Source organism: Providencia sp. PROV269, from assembly GCF_028477785.1.
In the GTDB taxonomy this organism is placed as follows: domain Bacteria; phylum Pseudomonadota; class Gammaproteobacteria; order Enterobacterales; family Enterobacteriaceae; genus Providencia; species Providencia rettgeri.
The window spans coordinates 621,521-643,264 of record NZ_JAMPLV010000002.1; the positions used below are offsets into that span (position 1 = coordinate 621,521).

Here is a 21,744-nt window from a genome sequence, read left to right on the forward strand (position 1 = left end):
ACAACGTATTATTATTCATTAGATTCAAATGACGCTAAGAATGTCCGTAATAACTGGTTCAACGCATGTTGCTCTTGTTGAGACAAGTTAGCGACGAGGCGAGCCTGGTTTTGTGTGTGTGCTTCAATAAGTTGGTTGATTAACGTTAACCCTTCGGGAGTTAATGAAACCAAAAAGCCGCGGCCGTCATCAGGATTAGTATGGCGGCTGACTAACCCCGCTTTTTCCAATTGGTCTATTCGGTTGGTCATCGTCCCCGATGTGACCATCAACGTTGATAACATTTCTCCCGGGCTCAGTGTATAGGGAGCACCCGCACGCCGCAAAGTCGCAAGTACATCAAAGCTTGAACGGTTAAGGCCAAACTGAGCGAAGACCTTTTCCATTTCCCGAGTTAAGTGGAACGCGACATTACCTAGCCGGCCAATTAACCCCATTGGGCTAATATCGAGGTCAGGGCGCTCTCTTTCCCACTGTTGAGTGATTTTATCTATTCTATCCATAGGCAAATAATGGCGGTTATTTATCTTGACGTCAAGGTAAAATACACATATCTTGACGTCAAGATAAATTAAGAGAATAGAAATATGAATCGTATAACGGTTTTAGGGTTGACAGCATTAGCACCAATAGTGTGGGGAAGCACATATCTAGTGACAACAGAGATGTTACCCGCAGGGATACCATTAACATTGGCGGTATTACGCGCGTTACCTGCAGGATTACTATTGATACTTGTGTTACGAAAACTCCCCGAAGGCATTTGGTGGTTGCGGGTAGTGGTATTAGGTGTTTTAAACTTTTCTTTATTTTGGTGGCTATTGTTTATTGCTGCGTATCGCTTACCTGGTGGTGTCGCCGCAACGGTTGGCGCTGTACAGCCATTAATTGTGCTATTTTTAAGCCGCTGGCTGTTAAATAACCGTTTATCTGCGGTATCCATTATGGCATCAATAGCAGGGGTATTCGGGGTAGCTATATTGCTCTTAACACCGAATGCCGCCTTAGACCCTTTAGGTATTATTGCTGGGTTAGCAGGGGCATTTTCAATGGCTGCGGGGACGGTTTTGAGTCGCCGGTGGCAGCCACCAGTCAGTGCTTTAACCTTTACTTCATGGCAATTAACCGCGGGAGGATTAGTATTATTACCGTTTGCCATTATATTTGAGCCGGCTTTACCAACGTTAAGTTCACTAAATTTAATTGGTTTAGGGTATCTCACGCTTATTGGCGGTGCATTAACTTACGCCTTATGGTTCCGCGGACTGGCAATATTAGGTCCAAGTTCAGTGGCGTCACTGGGTTTTTTAAGCCCCGTGAGTGCGGTGGTTTTGGGATGGTTTTATCTCAATCAACAGCTTAGTACCTTGCAATTTATCGGCATGGTTGTCATTTTACTCAGTGTGTGGGCGAGTCAGCGAGCGGAAACAAGAAAAGTCACTCTAGCTTATCAACGTTAAAGTTAACCCTGTAGGTTGCTCATTGAATGTGATGAGCAACTTTTTTTCCTGTGTTAACATTCATTAGAGCATTCACTCAGACTATTAAACAGTGGCTAATATGTTATTTCCTGATGAAGATAATACCGTACAAATTGCACCAGAGGCTTTTTTACTCAAAGGGTTTCTACTGGGGCAAACTGATGCATTATTGCAGTCATTAAACAACATTATTGCAGCTAACCCCTTAAGACATATGACGACACCAAATGGCTACTCAATGTCTGCCGCAATGACTAACTGCGGTGACTGGGGTTGGGTAACTGATGAAAAGGGATATCGCTATAGTCAGCGTGACCCTGTCACTAATGAGCCTTGGCAACCCATACCAATTTCCTTTGTTCAATTGGCCACTTCTGCAGCGAGCACTGCTGGCTTTGATCATTTTATCCCTGATGCTTGCTTGATTAACCGCTATGCCGTTGGTGCTGCGATGGCATTGCACCAAGACAAAGACGAAACTGATTTTACTCAGCCGATTGTCTCTTTTTCTTTAGGGTTACCCACAACATTTGATTTTGGTGGAGTAACTCGAGATGCGCCCAAAGTTGCTATTTATATAGAGCATGGCGATGTTTTGGTATGGGGAGGCCAGTCACGATTAAATTACCATGGGGTGCGTCGAGTTAAATCAGGTGTGCACCCGCTGTTAGGCCCGTATCGATATAACTTGACGTTTAGGCATTCTCAACCCTGAATTCACCTTTTACAGTATGCCAATTTATCAATGAAATAGACTATGAATGACTTAATATTTAATTTCAGCAACTTAAATAATATTAACCGTTAACTTTGGTATTTATATAGCAAAAATATCATTGAATAATGAATTGGAACCCCCTATAAATAATGGCTATAAATTAATATAACTAGTTATTGATAGGTAAGTGAATGTATAGCTTTTTAAATGATTATAACGAAATAGCTCATCCGGCAGTTATGCAAGTCCTAAATGATTTATCAGGGAAACGTTTCAAAGGTTATGGCACTGATGAGATTTGTCGTCGTGTAGCAGATAAAATTAGATTAAGAATTGGCCAGCCTAATGCGGAAATTCATTTTTTTAATGGCGGTACAATCACTAATTTAACCACGATTTCCCATGTTTTACGACCACACCAAGCGGTTATCACTGTAGACAGCGGGCATATCGCAGTTCATGAAACAGGGGCGATTGAAGCAACCGGCCATAAAGTTATTACTGTTGATTCACTATCAGGCAAATTAGCGCCAGAACATATCATCAAAGTACTGTCTGAGCATAATGATGAACATACTGTCCAACCTAAGCTTGTTTATATTAGTAATTCAACTGAAATTGGCACCGTTTACCGTAAAGAAGAGTTAGTTGCATTACGCGAGGTTTGTGATGCTCATAACTTACTGTTATTTATGGATGGCGCTCGCTTATCTTCAGGTTTAATGTCGAAATATAGTGATTTAACGATTGAAGATGTTGCGCAGTTAACTGATATTTTTTATATCGGTGGAACGAAAATTGGTGCATTAACCGGGGAGATATTGGTGATTGTAAACCCAGCACTGCAATCTGATTTTCGTTTTAGTATTAAACAAAAAGGTGGGTTACAAGCCAAAGGTTGGCTGCTTGCTGCCCAGTTTGAGCCGCTGTTTAATAATGATTTGTATTTTAAATTGGGGCGTCATCTTAATGAGATGGCTTCACAATTAGCTTCATTTTTTGCCGAAAAGGGATTTCAGTTTCTTGCGCCCGTTGAATCAAACCAAGTTTTTGTTATTTTCCCAGATGCACTGGCGAATAAATTATTAGGGCATTATCAATTAAGTCAAATATGTAAACCGACACCAGAGACCACCTGTATTCGTTTTTGTACCTCGTGGTCAACAACTCAGCAAGATGTCGATAAATTAAAACAGACTTTCCAAGCTCTACTTTAGATAATTCATTAACCCAATAAATATTTCCTATTTTTCGCCTATATTTATTGGGTTTTATTTATCATGGTGGCGGTATATTGAGGATTTTACTGAGCAATTATATTGTTGGTACTGATACAATATCCGTGCCAGCGAAAGGTAACACAGAGCTAATCTTTCGTGAGTAATAGCCCTGATAACAACATATCTATGGCATCGACACTTTTCTTTAGTCGCTGTTGACTATCACCTTGCGAGATCCAATAAGCTGCCTCAGCGAGCCCACCATTAATTAAAAAAGCCAATGCATGGGTATCAATACTTTTAATAACGTCATTTTGGACTAGCTGATGAAGCAGGAGTTCAATTTGTTCAGTACACTGTAAGTTTGATTTAGCCAAAAAATCGCCTAAAACGGCTTTTGCGTCACGCAAAATAATTTGTTGATACTCCGGTTCTAATGCCATTTCTAAGTAGGCGTGACAACGCTGACAAAAACTATTCCATAGGTCTTCAGTATGGAGAGTAATTGCTTGTAAACGGGCATTCATTTGTGAGTCAATTTGTTCAACAACGGCAGTAAATAAACCTTGTTTATCACCAAAGTGGTGGTAAAGGGCTCCGCGTGTGAGATTAACGCTTGCTGCTATTTCATCCATTGAGGTTTCTGCATAACCAAGCCGGCTAAAGTGCTCTCGTGCTGTAGTTAATAAATTTGCACGTGTTTCTGCCATTTGAGCTTGCGTTCTTCTTGCCATTAAAAGCCTCTTACATACATAGCGTATAATTATTTACATTCAATGTGTATGATTATATCATGATTATACATACGCAAGGTATGTATAATTAAATTTCATTTTGGAGCTCATATGATAGGTCGCTATCAGCAGTTATTTCAGGCAAAAGAAAACCAACGTTTTGTGATAGCAGGGTTACTGGCACGTTTATCGTTACCGATGATGGGGATCGGGATCATTACCTTGTTAGCGCAACTAAAAGGAAGCTATACCTTAGCAGGGCTTGTTTCTGCAACTTTTGTCTTAACTTATGCGTTACTATCTCCACAAGTTTCTCGCTTAGTGGATAAATATGGTCAATTTCGCGTCTTGCCAGTGGTGACCGTAATCAGTGTGCTTGGTGTGTTTATTATTATCTTAACTACGTGGTTATCATTACCCGATATCGGCTTATTTATCGGAGCTTTATTAACGGGGGCGATGCCCAGTATGTCTGCCATGGTAAGGGCTAGGTGGACTGCGCTGTATAAAGATCAACCCATACTACAAACAGCCTATTCATTAGAAACCGTATTTGATGATGCCACTTTTATTGTTGGCCCTCCGTTATCTGTCGGGATCACTGTCGCTTTATTTCCTCAAGCAGGTTTACTGGTTGCGGCAATTTTATTAGCCGTGGGAATGGCTTTATTTATTTCACAGCGAAGCACAGAACCCAAAGTTGTGGCGCATGACTCTCTTGTATTGGTTAATAAATCAATTATTTCAATGATTGGCTTGCAGTTGTTGATTGTATTAATGATTGCTTTAGGTGTGATTGTTGGCAGTGTGGATATTTTAAGTGTCACGTTGGCTCAATTACAACAGCAACCAGCGATGGCCAGTTTAGTGTTATCGGCCTATGCGATCGGTTCATGTGCGATGGGGCTTGTATTTGGCGGATTAACCTTTAACACACCGTTATCACGTTTATTATTCCTCAGTGGCTTAATGACGTTTCTTTCTATTGTGCCAATGTGGTGGGTGGTAGGTGTTTATTCTTTGTCTGTGGTGGTGTTTATTTCAGGATTGTTCTTTGCACCGACGATGATTATTGCAATGACATTAGTTGAGAGAATTGTTCCACGGAATAAATTAACAGAAGGAATGACATGGTTACTCGCAGGGTTAAATATTGGCGTTGCGATTGGTGCGATGCTAACGGGCAAAATGGTGGATACCTATGGTCCTTATGCAGGTTATGCCGTTGCAATCTCTGGTGGAGTTTTAGTTTTCATTTCAACATGGCTGAGCTACTTACGGGATAAAACACAACAAAAAATGGCAGTTGAATGTGAGGAATACCATTAAAAACAACGAGAAAATAAACCATGTAGTGATAAAATCATAAAAAATAATTTAATGAGGTAATTTCATGCATTCTCCAGTCTTTCGCACTGCCACACTTGATGATGTTGACGCCTGTTATGCGATTGAAATCGAATCCTATGAAGGGGATGAAGCGGCAACAAAAGAAAAAATAGCAACACGAGTTCAGCAATATCCAGACGGTTTTTTATGTATGGAATTAGCCGGGGAAGTCGTTGGTTTTATTAATTCGGGTTGTGCATGGGATGTTGTGATGTCGGATGAAGAGTTTAAAGAACTCATTGGGCATGACCCACAAGCACCAAATGTCGTTATTATGTCAGTAGTAGTACATCCCAAATATCAAGGTAAAGGCTATTCATCTTTACTGATGAAAAGGTTTATCAATGACATGAAGGAGATGAATAAAAAAACGATTCATCTTATGTGCAAAGAACGCCATATTGACCTGTATAAGCATTTTGGCTACCAATATATTAAACCATCAGAATCTGACCATGGTGGAATGACGTGGCATGAAATGGTAATGAAACTGTAAACCTATTTTCTCAAGCCCACTATTTTGAGGCCGTCTGAGTGAGCTTGGGAGTTTTTCCATACGAAGTATCTAACGTGTAATTTTGTTGTCTGATATGATATCTCATCATAGATAATCACCATTTGGGAAGTAATAATGATAATTTGGGTTGATGCGGATGCCTGTCCAAAAGTAATTAAAGAAGTTTTATACCGAGCAGCAGATAGGGAAAAAGTGCAAATAACATTTGTTGCGAACCAACGCTTAACAGTACCTCCATCTCCTTTTTTAAAAACCTTGCAGGTGCCCGCAGGATTTGATGTAGCGGATAATGAAATTGTATTACGAGCTCAAAAAGATGATTTAGTGATCACTGCAGATATCCCATTAGCCGCAGAAGTTATGGAAAAGGGCGCCAATGCATTGAATCCTCGTGGTGAACGCTATAGCGAAGCGACTATTCGTGAACGTCTTAATATTCGTGACTTTATGGATACCATGAGAGCCAGTGGCATCCAAACGGGAGGGCCTGCAAGTCTAAACCAGAAAGACAGGCAACAATTTGCTAATGAGTTAGATAAATGGCTGTTGCAACGTAAGAAATCACTAGCGTCATCATAAGCCAGCACATTTTTTGATTTAAGCTCAGAAAATGTGCATAGTAAAACAGAATTACAATCTATACCGTGTCTATAATGGTTAACCTTAAATTTTTGAAGAAAAATAATGGACCCATTACACAGTATTATCATCACGCTATTCTTATTTATACTGACCTTTTTTAATCCTGGAGCAAATTTGTTTATTGTGGTGCAAACCACATTGAGCTCAGGTAAAAAAGCAGGATTAACTTGTGGTTATGGTGTGGTGCTAGGCAATGCCATTTATTCGGGGCTCGGTTTATTCGGTCTTGTCACATTAATGGCTGAATTTGGCTCATTATTTTCACTGATTAAAATTCTTGGTGGCTTATATTTGCTTTATTACGCGCTAAGTGTATTTAATAACAAAACGCAACTTAATCTGTCCACCGAAAATACTACGGAACATTTCCCATCTGGTATCTATTTTAGGCGGGGGCTAATTTCTGATTTATCAAACCCCCAAACCGTTTTATTTTTTATGAGTATTTTTTCAACGACCATTTCGCCATCAACACCATTATGGGCTAAATTAGTCATTTGGCTGGGAATAGTTATTGCATCATTAATTTGGCGGATTATTTTATGCCAAACATTCTCTTTAACCTCAGTTCGTAGAACCTATTCACGAGTTCATAAAGTGGTCGGTAAAGGTGTTGGGTTAATTCTAGGGGCGTTGGCAACAAGGTTGATTTACCAAGGGTTCAGCGAATTGGCTATGAAGAAATCACCGTTCTAGATTTACTGATGAAGAAGTCATTGCTATATAAAATAGCCTCAGACTTTGCGATGAGGCTATTTATAGTGGAATAAAATGAATTCATTGATGCGTTAACCAATGTTCAACTTCTTGATAATTACCGCGAAAAATGATGCGGTGTTGTTTTTTACTTAATTGATAGCGATACATTGGGTCATAATACTCATTCAACAATGGGATTAACCACGAAAAATGTGTCTGGGTATCTCCGGTTGTTTTTTGGTCTGCTAAAGCACGCTCAAGTAAATGCGTCAATTCGATTGTCCGCTGTGATCCTAACCGTTTACGGATGGCAAACAGGCCATGATGTAAATAGTCGCTATATTCCTGCCAGCCACGCTCGAAACCAAAAGTCGCTATAAAATCTTGCGTCATACGGTCAAAATATTCATATTTTAAACGCTCAAGACGCAGTTCAAAAGGGTCATCAATAATAGCGATTGGCGCTTTTTCCATTTGTGCGCGTAGTTCAAGTGGCAGGCTATTTGCACCAATGGCACGTCCTTCATCTTCCAGTACCCAACGCTGACATTGTTGGGCTTTTTTCAATAGCGTAACTGCTAAATAATTTTCAAAAGTGGCTTGAGTGTGCTGTTGCTGTAATGTACGACCAAACGAAGAGCCACGATGATGTGCGAGACCTTCTAAATCAATTCCGTTCGCTAAATGATGTACGAGAGTGGTTTTACCATTACCCGTACAGCCTCCCACTAAAATAATAGGACGTTGAACCAATTCATTAACGGCATCAATTGCTGTTTGTCGTAATGCTTTGTAACCACCATTGATGAGAGGGTATTCAATACCGGCCTCTTTTAACCAAGATTGCACGATATGTGACCGCATACCACCGCGTGCACAGCAAATATAGCCATTCATATTTTGTTTACAAGCTGCTATCCATGCAGTGATCCGAGCCATTTTAAGGTCACCACTGACAAGCTGGTGGCCTAATTCAACAGCTTTAGCCGAACCTTGTTGTTTATAGCATGTACCAACAGCTGCGCGTTCATCATCATTCATCAAAGGCAGGTTTATGGTATTCGGCATTGACCCTTGTTGAAATTCGATAGGCGCTCTGACATCGATAAGTGGTGTGCCAGTGGTTAAGATTTGACGAATATTTTGCGAAGAAGTGGTTAATTCCATAATAACAGAGAGATTCTTTAAAGTTGCAATGGGTTTACTATACTCTTAATCCTATTGCTTGGCATTAATGTTAGGTTTAAAACGAGGGTTAGTATTTTACTGCGTAATAATGATATATTGTCGTTAGGTATTTTTAATATGAGTAAGGGGTAATACTATGAAGGTGCTAACGATTCAAGAAATGACCGAAACTCAAAAAATCCAAGTGCGCACGAGACTCGCGCAAGAAAGGAAGAAACTAGGCCGTGAATTAACCAATTCTGAGCAGAGCAAGGTAAGAAAACAAATTATTACAGAAATATCTCAAGAAGTCGAAAAACAAGCTAAAAAACGACGAGCAGAAAAGAAAAAAGATAAATTAGTACCCAGTGATACAACATACAGTTGGTCTTCACAAAATCACAAAAGAGGGTATCGTTAATTTTTAATCAGAGTGTTCCGCTAGTGATTTGCGTTAAGTGATTGTAATTTTATGCAATTCAAATCATTAAAAGATCTCTAAGATGAAAAAGATTACGTTATTATTCTTGTTATTTAGTCGTTTTGCTGTCGCAAAATCCCATTATCATGGGAAACCATCCCGTAATGATTCTGTTGTTGTGCATGTTTGCGCTTTATCTCCTTTTTCTAATTTTTATGCAGAAGCTGCAATGTCCGAGCAAATAGCACGAAACAAAACCTCTCGGCGTTGTGAATTAGGGCAAGGGCAAGGCAGTATTTTTTGTAAAGCTCAAGATGCTAAGTGCAGTACCAGTAAAATTGGTTGGGTCTAGTGGGGAACACAATATAATCGGATTATTCGCTGTTTGCTCTCTTTGCATTTTTTGGCGATATAGTATCCCCAAGTTAAAGCAGAAGCCGACTCCCGGCCTTCTTGGGCAAAATTGCCAACTACCTTGTATTTTTCTATTCAATAAATTTCCTTTTTCTAGCGCTTTGGCAACTTCACTAAAAGTAACTGGTAATCCATGAATGCTATGAGTTAATACAACGGCTTTCAGTATCCAGCGGTGGTTGTTTAACTTCCACGTGACAAAAGTAGCGGTGGCTGATAGATTATCTATTCATACAGTTATTCATTTACCTATTCATAAACCTATTCACCGAGTGATTAAATCATGACAAATAGACTTGAAATGATTCGTCAATTATTACGTCGAGAGCCAGCAACGGCAAGGCAACTCGCTGATATAATGAACATTAGTCAGCCAACCATTTCTCGAGCGTTAACATCACTTGGTGAAGACATTGTTCGAATTGGTTCGGGTCCATCTATTCAATATGCTTTGCGTGATACTTTTCGCGGGTTTGACACGGCACCTATTTATCGCATCAGTGAAGAGGGAACCTTAAGGCCACTAGGGAAACTGATCCCAGTTTACCCCGGGGGATTTGTCATGGAGCAGGAAGATAATGTCTGCCTTTATAGTGATGGCCTGCCATGGTGGTTGTTTGATATGCGTCCACAGGGGTATCTTGGTCGGGCGTATGCATCAACTTATTCAGCAGAACTTGGTCTACCGGCTAACCCAGAACACTGGTCAGATAGCGATATAATAAGGGCTTTAATTACCCATGGTCATGATGCAGTAGGAAACTTATTAATTGGGGAGCAGGCAAAAAAGCAATTTTTGAATATGCCTTCACCGACACCTGTTGATCGAGCTATAACCTATCCCTCACTAGCATTGGCTGTCAGTTCTGGAGAAGCTCCAGGCTCATCAGCCGGTGGAGAGCAACCAAAATTTTGTACTTATACCGATCGTGGTCATGTACTCGTAAAATTTACGGCGCTGGACGATAACGTAATCAGCGAACGGTGGCGCGATTTATTGCAAGCTGAACATCTTGCGTTAAAAGTGCTTGGTGTAGAAACAGAAGTTTTTGATTTTGGTGGACAGCGCTTTCTTGAAGTTCCTCGATTTGACCGAGTAGGTTCACTGGGTCGCATAGGCCTTTTCTCTTTACAAGCTCTAGAAGCTGAGTTTGTTGGCAAAGCGATGAAACCTTGGCCTGTATTGGTGAATGACCTTGTCAAACAAGGGTATGTAGATGCCGATGCCGCCATTAGTACTGCGCGACTTTGGGCATTTGGCATGTTGATAGGAAATACGGATATGCACCATGGTAATTTATCATTTATTAGTAGCCATGGTCGTCCATATCAGCTTGCGCCAGCCTACGATATTTTGCCTATGGGGTTTGCTCCTAAATCGGGCGGTGAAATCGTAAACTCACTTCGAGTGGCAACTCTACTTGATGGGATCAGTGGGGATATTTGGCGAGAGGCGTTAGCACTAGCGGAAGAGTTTTTCACCTTGGTAAATAATTGTGATCGGTTATCAAATAATTTTGGCCAATGTCTTACTGCGTTGCGTAATCATCTTGATGAGGCGAGGTCACGCATATCCCGTTTGGAGTGAGGCTCATTGGTATAGATGTCAGTATTTTTCATTATTCATGAAAAGGTTAATTGCTTATGTAACCGATCGCCAAAATTGGGTTACGTAAGTTTTTAACCATGAAATTTCAACCCGATTTTGTGAAAGGGTATTAACCAGCGGGGCGGCCGTAATGCCTAAACCTTAAACATCATTAAGGTAGATTTAAGGCTTAAGTAGATATTTGTTATGCATGATTGTGGTCATTAGTGAGGCGTTAATATTATCTTGGCTTTTAACGTCGTGAATTACACCATGGGTCATTAGGATATGCTCCCGTATTATCAATCGAATTGTTTTCTATCATATCCAAATAGAGTAACTCAACTTCAGTTCTTGCCCATGGCGTGCGACGAAGAAACTTTAAGCTAGATTTAATACTTGGATCTTTGTTAAAGCAGTTTATTTTTATAATGCGTCCAAGTTGGCTCCAACCGTATCTATCAACCAATGCATTAACTTGCATTTCTAGTGTAACTCCATGTAAAGGGTCTTTCGATTTATATTCACTCATTACGGCATATCCGAAGCATAGGCAGGTTATTATTAAGCGCATATAAATAAGCTGAATACCAATCTAAGTCAATAGGGTGTTAACAATGACTGAACGAGCAAGGCCTATTTTTGCCCTGAAATTCCATTTAACATAATATGCATTATGCGAATCTAAGTGTGAAATGAAGAAATCTAGTGTTTTGGCTGGTTAATCGTGTTGGTTCTTTTTTGGTTTTAAACCCAATTTGACTTCATAAATCTTCCGTTTTGGAATAACTTCTATGGGTTCTTCAATTACTCTGATATCTGTTAGTTCCCATGCTAACTAACCTAATTCATATTATGATTATTGTGAGAAATGAATTCTGGCAATATGTTACGGATATTCCCACAAAAGTTATTGACCGACGTTTGACGCCAAACAAGAATATGACGGTGTATTACTTCTATAATTACCCGCTAATTTACTCATATAGATGTGGTCACATGGCTTACAAACTGAATCTTAACTGGCCTGAATTTTTAGAAAAATACTGGCAGAAAAAACCCGTTGTATTGAAAAATGCATTTCCTGATTTTGTCGACCCTATCACACCGGATGAACTGGCGGGCTTAGCCATGGAGCCGGAAGTTGACAGTCGCCTAGTCAGCTTTATTGATAACAAATGGGAAGCGAGTCACGGCCCGTTTGAAGATTTCAGCGAATTAGGCGAAAAAGGATGGTCACTACTGGTGCAAGCGGTCAACCATTGGCATATGCCAGCGGCCGAACTGGTAAAACCGTTTCGTGTACTACCCGAGTGGCGTCTTGATGATTTGATGATCTCCTATTCGGTGCCTGAAGGTGGTGTTGGACCTCATATTGATAACTATGATGTTTTCATCATCCAAGGTATGGGACGCCGCCGCTGGCGTGTGGGCGATGCCCTACCTATGCGTCAATTCTGCTCACATCCGGCATTATTACATGTCGACCCATTTGAACCGATTATTGACGTAGAAATGGCGCCTGGAGATATTCTGTATATTCCGCCGGGATTCCCTCATGATGGTTTCACTTTCGAAGATACCATGAACTATTCTGTCGGCTTTCGCGGGCCAACAGGACGTGATCTGCTGAGCAGTTTTGCAGACTATGCGCTGGAACAGGATTTAGGTGGCATAAATTATAGCGATCCTGACCTCACGGTGACTGAAAACACAGGCACCATGAAACCTCATGAGGTTGAACGTCTACGAGCCATGATGATTGAAATGATCAACAAACCGGGTGATTTTGAACAGTGGTTAGGCCGTTTTGCAACGACTCTACGTCATGAATTGGATATTGCGCCTGCGGAACCGCCATACCAACCGGAAGAAGTGCTGAGTGCACTGAATGATGGTGAAAAACTGATCCGACTGAGCGGTTTGCGTGTGATGCGTATTAATGAGCACTTTTTCGTGAATTCTGAAAGCTGGATTACCACAGAAACAAAGGGTGCGGATGCATTGTGCCAGTTTACGGAAGTCGACAGCAATGAACTTGGTAAGGCACTGAATAACCGAGATTTTGTTGCGCAATTAACCGAATTTATCAATCAAGGATATTGGTATTTCGAAGAATAAGTCGCCCCTGCCCAACAAGATAAAACACCTGCTGATGGGTGTTTTATCCCTTCTGTCCTTCTACTTTTGTCAGTTTTTAGGTTTTATCTGTTATCTAATAAAAGTCAAATAAGCTAGTTTTAGTCATTATCTTACTTAGCGGTACTTCTGATTGGAGTTAAAAATGACAGTTCCTACTCGGCTGGTCAGCGGCTTATTATTCGCAACACTTTTGGCTTCTCAACACGTACGTGCTGATGCTGAAACAAAACTAAATCAAGATGTTAAACTAAATCATGCAACCGTGTTTTTGCGCGGTGCTACCTTAGACAACAGTGTGACACTGTCACTTAATAAGGGGCAGACTGAGGTTGTTCTTACGAATATAGCAAGCAATATTGACGCTCGAACGCTTTCAATTGACTTTGATAATAGTGATGTGACTATTCGTTCCGTAAATGTACAAAATGTGGCAGTTACACCTACATACCCCGCCAATATTGTTGAATTACAAGAACAACAAAAGGACTTAGTTCAGCAAGTTGAAAACTTAAACATTGCAATTAAAGTCGGTGAAGAGCAATTAAGCTTATTGAAAGATCAGCGCTTTTTTGGGGAAAATAACGCGCAATCATTAGAACAGTCCTCTCAAAAGTTAGACTTTATCCGTCAACAAATGATTTCAATATTGCATGAACAACAAAAATACCAATTAGAGATTGATAAGTTAGAAGAAAAACTTGCGATATTGCAAACGCAGATCGATGAAAAAATGCCCTCGTCTGTTGGCCAGCAAACTCAGATTGTCATGTTGGTCGATGCGGCTAAACCAACCATTGCACAGCTACAATTGTCCTATTTAACGCCTGATGCCGCGTGGTCACCAAGTTATGACATTCGTAGTCAGGACGTTGAGTCGCCAATCACCCTCACGTATAAAGCCAATTTAATTCAAAATACAGGCATTGATTGGGAAAAAGTCAATTTGACCTTATCGACGGTTAACCCATCAAAAAATATCACGCCTTCTGTTTTACAGCCTTGGCGCTTATCCGTTTATGATGATAATGCTCAAATAGCGCGTCAGGTTCGAATGAGGATGCCTGCAGCCCCTGTGGCAATGTATCAAGAAAATGGTGTTAGTGAGAAGAAAAAAACAATCAATTCAGGTATATCAGACTTTGTTACAACGTCTAATAATGGTATCAATTTAAATTATCAAATCGCCCTGCCTTATTCACTAAAAAGCGCGAACAAGCCGAATACTGTCACCATCAAACAACAAAATCTCGATGTAAAATACAAATATACCACCACGCCAAAACTGATTGAAGAGGTGTTCTTACAAGCAGATATCGACAATTGGCAATCACTTAACCTATTGAATGGAAATGCTAATATTTATTATGGTAATACATATATTGGCAACGTTATGATTAATGCAAATCAATTGGTTGATACATTACGAGTTCCTTTTGGTGTTGACAAGAGTATTCAAGTTTCCCGTGAACCAAATGAAAAAATAAAGAAAAAACCGAGTTTTATGGGATCAACAATCCAACAAACAGAAAGTTACTTGATCAAAGTAAAAAATATGCATGCGAAACCAGTTGAATTAACGGTTTATGACCAAATTCCGCTAAGTGAGGATAGTGAGATAAAAGTGTCTGAAATAGAGGATAAAAACGCAGTTACCAATAAAAGTACAGGTGAAATAGCCTGGGATATTACTTTAGAGCCTAATGAAGAAAAGCAAATTTCATTCAGTTATACATTGAGCTATCCAAAAGACAAACAAATATTAGGGTTATAACAATTTTTGTAGTTAATGTTAGATGGCGTTAGAATAACGCCATGCTGACACAACAATAACAAATTTGAGGTTTCCATGATTATATTAGTAACAGGCGCTTCTTCTGGCTTTGGTGAATCAATCGCTCGTAAATTTATTCAAAATAATCATACTGTTATTGGTACAGGGCGTAGAACTGAACGTTTAAAAGCCCTACATCAAGAATTAGGGGATAAATTTTATCCATTAACATTGGATGTTCAAGACAGAAAAGCCATTCAATCTGCAATCGCTAATTTACCTACTCACCTCAAAAACATTGATGTCTTAGTCAATAATGCCGGTCTTGCATTGGGCCTAGAGCCTGCTTTTGATGCAAATCCTGATGACTGGGACGTCATGATTAATACGAATACTAAAGGCTTAGTGAATATGACCTATGAGGTGTTGCAAAACATGGTAGCCGAAAATCATGGTCACATTATTAATATTGGTTCTACTGCGGCAAGTTGGCCCTACAAAGGTGGTAATGTTTATGGTGCAACCAAAGCCTTTGTGAAACAATTTTCACTTGGTTTACGTGCTGATTTACAAGGGAAAAAAATTCGAGTTACCGATATTGAACCAGGCTTAGTTGGTGGCACAGAGTTTTCAAATATTCGCTTTAAAGGGGATGACGATAAAGCAGCTAGCACTTATCAAGGTGCAGATGCCCTGACCCCTGAAGATATTGCTGAAACAGTGTATTGGGTTGCCACGCTACCTGCTCACATGAACGTAAATACATTAGAATTAATGCCTGTTTGCCAAACGTTTGCAGGTTTAACCGTACATAAACAACTTTAGATTTTAGTACTATTCTATACAGACGCACTAGCACACTTTTAGCTATACTCAGATTATCAGTCCTGTTTAGTAAGGAATTACCATGAATTCACACAAAATGTTGAAAACTGGCTTAACTGCGTTATGTTTTTGTCTCCCTCTACTTTGGGCTACGTCGTCTCCTGCTGCACAATCGACAACATCATGTACTGCAGGTAGTACTTGTGTTTCAGTAGGTAAAGGCGATGACTCTCTTAATAAAGAGCAAGCGCGTCAAGAAAAGGAACAATGGGATAGTACCCGTATGTTGCGTAATAAAGTTAATACGCGTACTGAAAAAGAATTTGATAAAGTAGATGCCGCTTTTGATGCAAAAGATAAATGTGAAAAAAGTCTTAATCTAAATGCTTATTGGGAGCCAAGCACCAAACGTTGCCTTGATGTGAGTAATGGTCGTCCAATTAGTAATCCATAACCTGATAATAGGTTGCCTTATGGAGTTGTTGTTCAACAAGGAGATAAGATGAAAAAGAAATTATTTTTACCCTTATTTGTACTGATGTTAGCGCCCGCTTTTGCGCAAGCTTCATGTGAAAGTGTGATTGAGGAAATCAAACAAAAGATTATCAATAATGGCGTTCCTGCTGAAAATTTTAGTTTGGTCGCAGTACCTAATGATGAAGTTGACTCATCTAAAGGTCAAGTTGTAGGTCACTGCCAAAATGATTCTTATAAAATCATTTATACCCGCCATTAGTCTATATTTTAGGTAAAATAAAGGGCGCTATTTGATGATAGCGCCCTTTTTCTTTGTTGGGTTATTAATGCAATTAATTAGGAATAGCGATAAGCTCTTGCAGTTTATCTGTATTGAGATAATGCCCTAGCTCTCTTTCTTCCGGCCGCAATAAATATGGGATTTCCCCAATTAATGGGGCCTTAATATGATGTTGTAACCGATCAATTATTTGAGCATAGTGCGCTAACCCTGGGTTGATACGGTTTGCCATCCAACCGATTAATGGTAATCCATCTGCTCGGATTGCATCCGCAGTTAATAGTGCATGATTAACACAGCCATGTTGAATACCTACGACTAAGATAACACCGACCGGCTGGCCTTTTAACCAGTCTGCATAAAAAGTATTGTCATCAAGCAAATAGCGCCATCCCCCATTACCTTCGATAACAACCATGTCACATTGATGATGTAAATGGTCTAGACCATGCTTTATTTTATTGAAATCAATGCTGTTCTCATGGCTGTAATTGTCCGTGATACGCACAGGATTAACTTCATCGTAGGAAACTAGGTCTTTAGAAACACTGTGAATTAGCAATGCATCTTTATTTCTGATTCCTTCAGGGGTATCAATGCATTGGTCAGCAATAGGTTTGTAGCCCACGGCTTTAATTCCTTGGCTATTTAGTGCTTGCAGGATGGCAAGCGTCGATACTGTCTTCCCGACATCTGTATCTGTCCCGGTAACAAATAGATTGATCATGGTCTTTTTCTATCCTGAAGTGACAGACTTATACAGCAATAAGCTGCAAAAATGATATGGATTCAGTTTATTGGAATGGGTAAGTGAGAAGTTTGCGTTAGCTCAATTTTGTGTACGATAGTGTAAATATTATCGAATTGTTTTAGCCTTGTAATAGTTGTAGTAGAAGTGAACCATCGTATAACGCTCGCTGTATTAATGAAGTTTCACTATCTTTGATGCTAAATGTAGATTTTTCTATCACTAATGTAGACGAATACAGAGGAATAGAAAGTTTATTTATATGTTTATGTAAACATTTTAAAAACAGATCAGAATCTTGATTCAAAGGAGAATTAACCAAAATGAGCTGACTACCCAATAAATTTACCATCAGTGCTAACGGTTTTGCCAACTGTTGTGCAACTTTATTAATAAGATAAACACAAAGACTGTCGTTTAGAATTGCGCCAGCGCAAATTTTATCCATTGAGATATCTTGCTGATGCAAAAATGAATCTGGGTAGTTTATTAGCAAATTATTAGCTTGTTGTAATATTGCAGGAATGGACGTATGGGTTTCTAAGCAATCATAGCTACCACAGTAGCAAACGTTATTTTGTTCAGGCTCACATTGAGTATGGCCGAATAGAATAGGCCGATGGGTATTCGTATCCAATGTTGTCCCATGGTTTAATACCATGACATTAACAACATTTTGTAGCTGTAAGTAAATGATATTTTTTTCTTTTCTTTTTTCCTGATGGGAGAAGAGGTCCATTAAGGCTAAAGCATCCACTGGCGGATGTAAATAAACGGGTAAACCAGTTTGCTTGGTAAGATATTCTGCGATGGCAAGTTGGTGGATTTTAAAAGAAGAATGCTGATAAATAACGCCAGTATGAGGGTCTAAAATACCATCAATAAGGATACTTATCGCGGTGACTCTTTCTAATATTTTTTGCTGGCTGGCAAAGAATTGACTAATTAATTCAGAAAGAAAATCGATAAATTCGCTATTTCCTAGCGGTGTAAATGGATACTCTGTTTGAGCTAAGGTAACTGCGTTAATTTCTTTCAGAGAAATCGTGAGTTTTTGGCCTTCGATACGAATAGCTAAAAATTGCCACCCTTCACTTTCAATGACTAACCCGACTGCTGGGCGTCCGCGCAGACCGAGTACCGGAAACTCTAATTCTTTAATTAAGTGAGCATCCATAAGTTCACGTGTAATTTTGGTGATACTAGCGGGCGCAAGCTGTGCTTGTTTTGACAAAGCAATACGCGAAATTGGACCATGTTGATCAATGATACGGTAAACAATACCCGTATTTAATTGTTTGATTTGGTCTATATGGCCAGTTTGATTCACCATGGTAATAATTCAATTCCTTTATAAAGCAATGAGTTATTATGCCTTAATCTGTGTATGAATGATTTCATTTACATTAAAAGTGTGAACTTGCTCACTTTTGGTTACCAACAATGTTGGCCATCAAAAGATTCGTTAATTTTTTTGCGACGGAGGGCAATGTTCTACGTGTATTGTAGACTAACCAGACTTCAGATGAAGCATTAAGATTAGTGAGTTTTAAGTATTTTACACCATCAATTTTCATACGCGTGAATGATTCTGTAATCACTGATATTCCCATACCAGCGGAAACTAATCCCAAAATAGTCATGGCTTCCCCGGCTTCTTGAGAAATGGTTGGAACCACTCCCGCAGATGTTAGTAATTGATTTATTTCATCATATAATGCTGTACCAACATCGCGCTCAAAGAAAATAAAAGGATAATCAGCAAGTTGTTGAATATCTACGCCTACATCAATAAATTCTAATAATGGATGTCCCTCATAGACGGCTACCATAAAAGGCTCTTTAAATAATAGTTGATAATCCAATTGTTCTGGTAATACCGTATTTCTCATAATACCAATATCAATTCGCCCCGTAATTAATGGCGCTATCTGTTGTTTGGTATTCATCTGGTGCATATGAATAGAAACTTCAGGGTAAGCTTCTCGATATTGCCGTAAGCTCATCGTAACTTTGTGCATAAATGGCGTAGTTGAAGTAAAACCAATGGATAACTCTCCAAGTTCACCCTTTTCCATGCGAGCTGCTTTTGTTGCTGCTGCATCGACTTGAGCTAAAATTTGATATGCTTCTTTTAAGAACATAGTCCCCGCTGCCGTTAAGGCCACATTTCGGTTATTTCTTTCCAATAGTTTTGCATTAATTTTCTCTTCAAGTATTTGTATTTGCTGACTTAAAGGGGGCTGCGAAATATGCAATCGTTCAGCAGCTCTACCAAAATGAAGTTCTTCCGCGACAGCAATAAAGTATCGAAGATGTCTAAGTTCTATACTCATCGTTTGGTTAATACCCATTAATATGTTTAAAGTATCATTATGAATAATTAATATATTAGACAAAAAACTAAAAAGTTTCTATTCTTTGATCGAAATCAAGTGTGTTGGTATGACAAGGAATAAACATGGAACACTCACAAAATAGCCTTACATCTGAGCAACCTAATGAAGGAATAAGAACACCCTTACAGGGACATACCACACCAAAAAAACATTACATACAAAGAGATGACGCGCTGTATTTACGTGTGACCTTATCCTTTTTTACCGTTGGTTTTGCCACATTTGCTTTGCTGTATTTCGTTCAGCCAATTTTGCCTATGCTGTCAGAAGATTTTAACATTTCCCCTGCAACAGCAAGTTTATCATTATCACTGAGTACAGGCTTAATGGCATTAGGGTTATTAATTACTGGGCCAATTTCAGACGCAATAGGCCGTAAGAATGTGATGGTTATTGCATTGACCTGCGCTGCATTATTTACTCTACTCAGCTCAATCATGCAGAGCTGGCAAGGGATCTTAATTGCCAGAGCATTAGTTGGTTTATCGCTAAGCGGTGTTGCTGCAGTAGCTATGACCTATTTAAGTGAAGAGATCCACCCTAGTTATGTTGCACTATCTATGGGGTTGTATATTAGTGGCAACTCGCTGGGAGGTATGAGCGGCCGGCTAATGACGGGGGTGATCGCAGATTTTTATTCATGGCGTGTTGCTGTCGTTATTTTAGGTTCGTTAGCCTTGATTGCCGCAATTGGCTTTTGGCGCTTACTGCCCCCTTCTCAACATTTCCGCGCGAGTTCTTTAAAACCTAAAAATCTATGGGTTAATTTACATCTACACTTTAGAGACAAAGGTTTACCTTTTCTATTTATCGAAGGCTTTGTCTTGATGGGTGGTTTTGTCACAATGTATAACTACATCGGATATCGTTTACTTGACGCACCTTATTCATTTTCTCAGTCTACGGTTGGCTTGCTATCTGTTATTTATTTAACAGGGACTTACAGTGCGACTAAAACAGGAAGCCTAACTCAAAAATATGGGCTTGGTCGTATATTGATAGCTTCTATTACCCTGATGTTAATTGGTATTTTAATCACATTGTGTTCGAATGTGTGGTTAGTTTTATTTGGGATGACGGTACTAACAACCGGTTTTTTTGCTGCGCACTCTGTTGCCAGTAGCTGGGTGGGACGTAGAGCGAAACGAGCACGAGGACAAGCTTCTTCTCTGTATTTATTCAGTTATTATGCAGGGTCAAGTATCGCAGGTACAGTCGGTGGTTTATTTTGGGAACACTTTGGTTGGACGGGTGTTGCGCTATTTATCGCTGGCATACTGTTTATCGGTCTTATCATCGCTTGTCGTTTAAAATCAATTTGTTATAACCAGTAGATTAGAGGCTGATAAAGGTTAAACTACCATTTTCTCCCGTTATTAGTAGATGATATGAGTGTCTATTAATAACGAGGAAACCCAATGAAATCATTCTCTATAAAATCATTTTTATTTACACCATTGCTTTTTTGTTGCAGTTTTGTGGTCTGGTCGCATGGCTATGTTAAGTCCCCTGAAAGTCGTTCATACTATTGTAAGTTAGGGATAAATGAGCAATGTGGCCCAGTGCAATATGAACCGCAATCCATTGAAGGCAAACAGGGCTTTCCCAAATACGGCCCAGCCGATGGTAAAATTGCCAGTGCAGCTAATGCTCTTTTTTCTCCCTTAGACATACAAACTACTGTTCGGTGGCAACGAGCTATTATAAATTCACCAAATGTTAGGTTTAAATGGCGCATTACTGCGAAACATAAAACAACAAAATGGGAATACTTCATCACTAAACCAGATTGGCAACCCAATTCGCCGTTATCGCGTAAACAGTTTATACTAACCCCATTTTGTAAATTTGAACGTGTAGAAATTCCAGGGGAGAGCGTGGAGCACAATTGCGTATTACCGAAGAATCAAAAAGGTTACCATGTGATTTTAGCAATTTGGACAATAAATGATACGGTAAATGCGTTTTACCAAGTCATTGATGCAGAAATAAATTAGTGTAAACGTAAGTCATAATAAGAGAAGGACAAGTGTTAAAATACCCACTTGCCCTTTTAGGCTTTATTTTTTATTGATAAACACGATAGTTAATGTTAATTATTGTTTACCACAC

Annotated in this window: 24 protein-coding genes; 17 read left to right on the top strand and 7 right to left on the bottom strand. The window is 39.5% G+C overall.

All coding sequences use genetic code 11. The features are described 5' to 3' along the window. Window positions 1–11 precede the first annotated feature (11 nt). Entirely contained in the window at window positions 12–503 is a 492-nt protein-coding gene (locus PR683_RS04270; RefSeq protein ID WP_109912237.1) for a MarR family winged helix-turn-helix transcriptional regulator, read from the bottom strand. A gap of 84 nt (window positions 504–587) precedes the next feature. Between PR683_RS04270 and PR683_RS04275 the strand changes: the two genes are divergently transcribed. From PR683_RS04275 to PR683_RS04285, 3 genes are all read left to right on the top strand, one after another. Next, entirely contained in the window at window positions 588–1,460 is an 873-nt protein-coding gene (locus PR683_RS04275) for an EamA family transporter (RefSeq protein WP_004910918.1), read from the top strand. A gap of 100 nt (window positions 1,461–1,560) precedes the next feature. Continuing rightward, window positions 1,561–2,196 (top strand): DNA oxidative demethylase AlkB, encoded by a 636-nt coding sequence (gene alkB, locus PR683_RS04280; RefSeq protein WP_109912238.1) that lies wholly within the window; start codon window positions 1,561–1,563, stop codon window positions 2,194–2,196. Window positions 2,197–2,390: 194 nt separating this feature from the next. Next, window positions 2,391–3,416 carry a threonine aldolase family protein gene (locus PR683_RS04285; protein WP_109912239.1) on the top strand — a complete coding sequence of 342 codons (1,026 nt, stop codon included), beginning with the start codon at window positions 2,391–2,393 and terminating at the stop codon, window positions 3,414–3,416. Window positions 3,417–3,565: 149 nt separating this feature from the next. Here the strand turns inward: PR683_RS04285 and PR683_RS04290 are convergent, their stop codons facing one another. Continuing rightward, the gene (locus PR683_RS04290) at window positions 3,566–4,153 is read right to left on the bottom strand and encodes a TetR/AcrR family transcriptional regulator (RefSeq protein WP_272581689.1); all 588 of its coding nucleotides are present in this window, start codon (window positions 4,151–4,153) and stop codon (window positions 3,566–3,568) included. 111 nt (window positions 4,154–4,264) lie between these two features. Here PR683_RS04290 and PR683_RS04295 point away from each other — a divergent pair, with 111 nt between their 5' ends. The 4 genes from PR683_RS04295 to PR683_RS04310 all read left to right on the top strand — a co-directional run bounded on the left by PR683_RS04295 (window position 4,265) and on the right by PR683_RS04310 (window position 7,397). Beyond that, window positions 4,265–5,482, top strand: a complete 1,218-nt coding sequence (locus PR683_RS04295) for an MFS transporter (protein ID WP_109912241.1) — start codon at window positions 4,265–4,267, stop codon at window positions 5,480–5,482. 64 nt (window positions 5,483–5,546) lie between these two features. Then, on the top strand, window positions 5,547–6,038 hold the full coding sequence (locus tag PR683_RS04300; protein ID WP_058685178.1) for a GNAT family N-acetyltransferase: 492 nt from the start codon (window positions 5,547–5,549) through the stop codon (window positions 6,036–6,038). 135 nt (window positions 6,039–6,173) lie between these two features. Then, window positions 6,174–6,638 (top strand): YaiI/YqxD family protein, encoded by a 465-nt coding sequence (locus tag PR683_RS04305; protein ID WP_004910930.1) that lies wholly within the window; start codon window positions 6,174–6,176, stop codon window positions 6,636–6,638. A 105-nt stretch (window positions 6,639–6,743) separates the two neighbouring features. After that, entirely contained in the window at window positions 6,744–7,397 is a 654-nt protein-coding gene (locus PR683_RS04310; protein ID WP_072206017.1) for a LysE family transporter, read from the top strand. Window positions 7,398–7,478: 81 nt separating this feature from the next. Here the strand turns inward: PR683_RS04310 and mnmH are convergent, their stop codons facing one another. Then, window positions 7,479–8,567 (bottom strand): tRNA 2-selenouridine(34) synthase MnmH, encoded by a 1,089-nt coding sequence (gene mnmH, locus PR683_RS04315; protein ID WP_109912244.1) that lies wholly within the window; start codon window positions 8,565–8,567, stop codon window positions 7,479–7,481. A 157-nt stretch (window positions 8,568–8,724) separates the two neighbouring features. Here mnmH and PR683_RS04320 point away from each other — a divergent pair, with 157 nt between their 5' ends. The 3 genes from PR683_RS04320 to yjjJ all read left to right on the top strand — a co-directional run bounded on the left by PR683_RS04320 (window position 8,725) and on the right by yjjJ (window position 10,990). Continuing rightward, window positions 8,725–8,988, top strand: a complete 264-nt coding sequence (locus PR683_RS04320) for a DUF3811 domain-containing protein (RefSeq protein WP_272581690.1) — start codon at window positions 8,725–8,727, stop codon at window positions 8,986–8,988. Window positions 8,989–9,070: 82 nt separating this feature from the next. Next, on the top strand, window positions 9,071–9,340 hold the full coding sequence (locus PR683_RS04325) for a hypothetical protein (protein ID WP_272581691.1): 270 nt from the start codon (window positions 9,071–9,073) through the stop codon (window positions 9,338–9,340). 345 nt (window positions 9,341–9,685) lie between these two features. Next, entirely contained in the window at window positions 9,686–10,990 is a 1,305-nt protein-coding gene (yjjJ, locus tag PR683_RS04330; protein ID WP_109912246.1) for a type II toxin-antitoxin system HipA family toxin YjjJ, read from the top strand. Window positions 10,991–11,243: 253 nt separating this feature from the next. On the opposite strand, the gene PR683_RS04335 is transcribed toward yjjJ, so the two are convergent. Then, entirely contained in the window at window positions 11,244–11,522 is a 279-nt protein-coding gene (locus tag PR683_RS04335; protein ID WP_004910941.1) for a VF530 family DNA-binding protein, read from the bottom strand. Between the two features lie 467 nt (window positions 11,523–11,989). Here PR683_RS04335 and PR683_RS04340 point away from each other — a divergent pair, with 467 nt between their 5' ends. The 5 genes from PR683_RS04340 to PR683_RS04360 all read left to right on the top strand — a co-directional run bounded on the left by PR683_RS04340 (window position 11,990) and on the right by PR683_RS04360 (window position 16,464). Further along, window positions 11,990–13,111 carry a ribosomal protein uL16 3-hydroxylase gene (locus tag PR683_RS04340; RefSeq protein WP_004910943.1) on the top strand — a complete coding sequence of 374 codons (1,122 nt, stop codon included), beginning with the start codon at window positions 11,990–11,992 and terminating at the stop codon, window positions 13,109–13,111. Between the two features lie 163 nt (window positions 13,112–13,274). Continuing rightward, the gene (locus tag PR683_RS04345) at window positions 13,275–14,903 is read left to right on the top strand and encodes a DUF4139 domain-containing protein (protein WP_272581692.1); all 1,629 of its coding nucleotides are present in this window, start codon (window positions 13,275–13,277) and stop codon (window positions 14,901–14,903) included. A 75-nt stretch (window positions 14,904–14,978) separates the two neighbouring features. Beyond that, complete coding sequence (ydfG, locus tag PR683_RS04350) at window positions 14,979–15,728, top strand: bifunctional NADP-dependent 3-hydroxy acid dehydrogenase/3-hydroxypropionate dehydrogenase YdfG (RefSeq protein WP_004910947.1); 750 nt, start codon at window positions 14,979–14,981, stop codon at window positions 15,726–15,728. A gap of 82 nt (window positions 15,729–15,810) precedes the next feature. Then, the gene (locus PR683_RS04355) at window positions 15,811–16,182 is read left to right on the top strand and encodes a DUF1283 family protein (protein ID WP_004910949.1); all 372 of its coding nucleotides are present in this window, start codon (window positions 15,811–15,813) and stop codon (window positions 16,180–16,182) included. A 48-nt stretch (window positions 16,183–16,230) separates the two neighbouring features. Continuing rightward, window positions 16,231–16,464, top strand: coding sequence for a DUF1161 domain-containing protein (locus PR683_RS04360; protein WP_196718375.1), 234 nt, complete (start codon window positions 16,231–16,233; stop codon window positions 16,462–16,464). 73 nt (window positions 16,465–16,537) lie between these two features. On the opposite strand, the gene bioD is transcribed toward PR683_RS04360, so the two are convergent. The 3 genes from bioD to PR683_RS04375 all read right to left on the bottom strand — a co-directional run bounded on the left by bioD (window position 16,538) and on the right by PR683_RS04375 (window position 19,569). Further along, a complete protein-coding gene (gene bioD / locus PR683_RS04365; protein WP_004910953.1) occupies window positions 16,538–17,212 on the bottom strand; it encodes a dethiobiotin synthase in 675 nt (224 codons plus the stop codon). 142 nt (window positions 17,213–17,354) lie between these two features. Then, complete coding sequence (locus tag PR683_RS04370) at window positions 17,355–18,566, bottom strand: ROK family protein (RefSeq protein WP_110731941.1); 1,212 nt, start codon at window positions 18,564–18,566, stop codon at window positions 17,355–17,357. Window positions 18,567–18,657: 91 nt separating this feature from the next. After that, window positions 18,658–19,569, bottom strand: a complete 912-nt coding sequence (locus PR683_RS04375) for a LysR family transcriptional regulator (protein WP_004910958.1) — start codon at window positions 19,567–19,569, stop codon at window positions 18,658–18,660. A 125-nt stretch (window positions 19,570–19,694) separates the two neighbouring features. Here PR683_RS04375 and PR683_RS04380 point away from each other — a divergent pair, with 125 nt between their 5' ends. Both PR683_RS04380 and PR683_RS04385 read left to right on the top strand, forming a co-directional pair. Then, window positions 19,695–20,966 (top strand): MFS transporter, encoded by a 1,272-nt coding sequence (locus tag PR683_RS04380; protein WP_109912251.1) that lies wholly within the window; start codon window positions 19,695–19,697, stop codon window positions 20,964–20,966. An 84-nt stretch (window positions 20,967–21,050) separates the two neighbouring features. Further along, the gene (locus PR683_RS04385) at window positions 21,051–21,629 is read left to right on the top strand and encodes a lytic polysaccharide monooxygenase (RefSeq protein ID WP_272581693.1); all 579 of its coding nucleotides are present in this window, start codon (window positions 21,051–21,053) and stop codon (window positions 21,627–21,629) included. The last annotated feature ends 115 nt before the right edge of the window (window positions 21,630–21,744 follow it).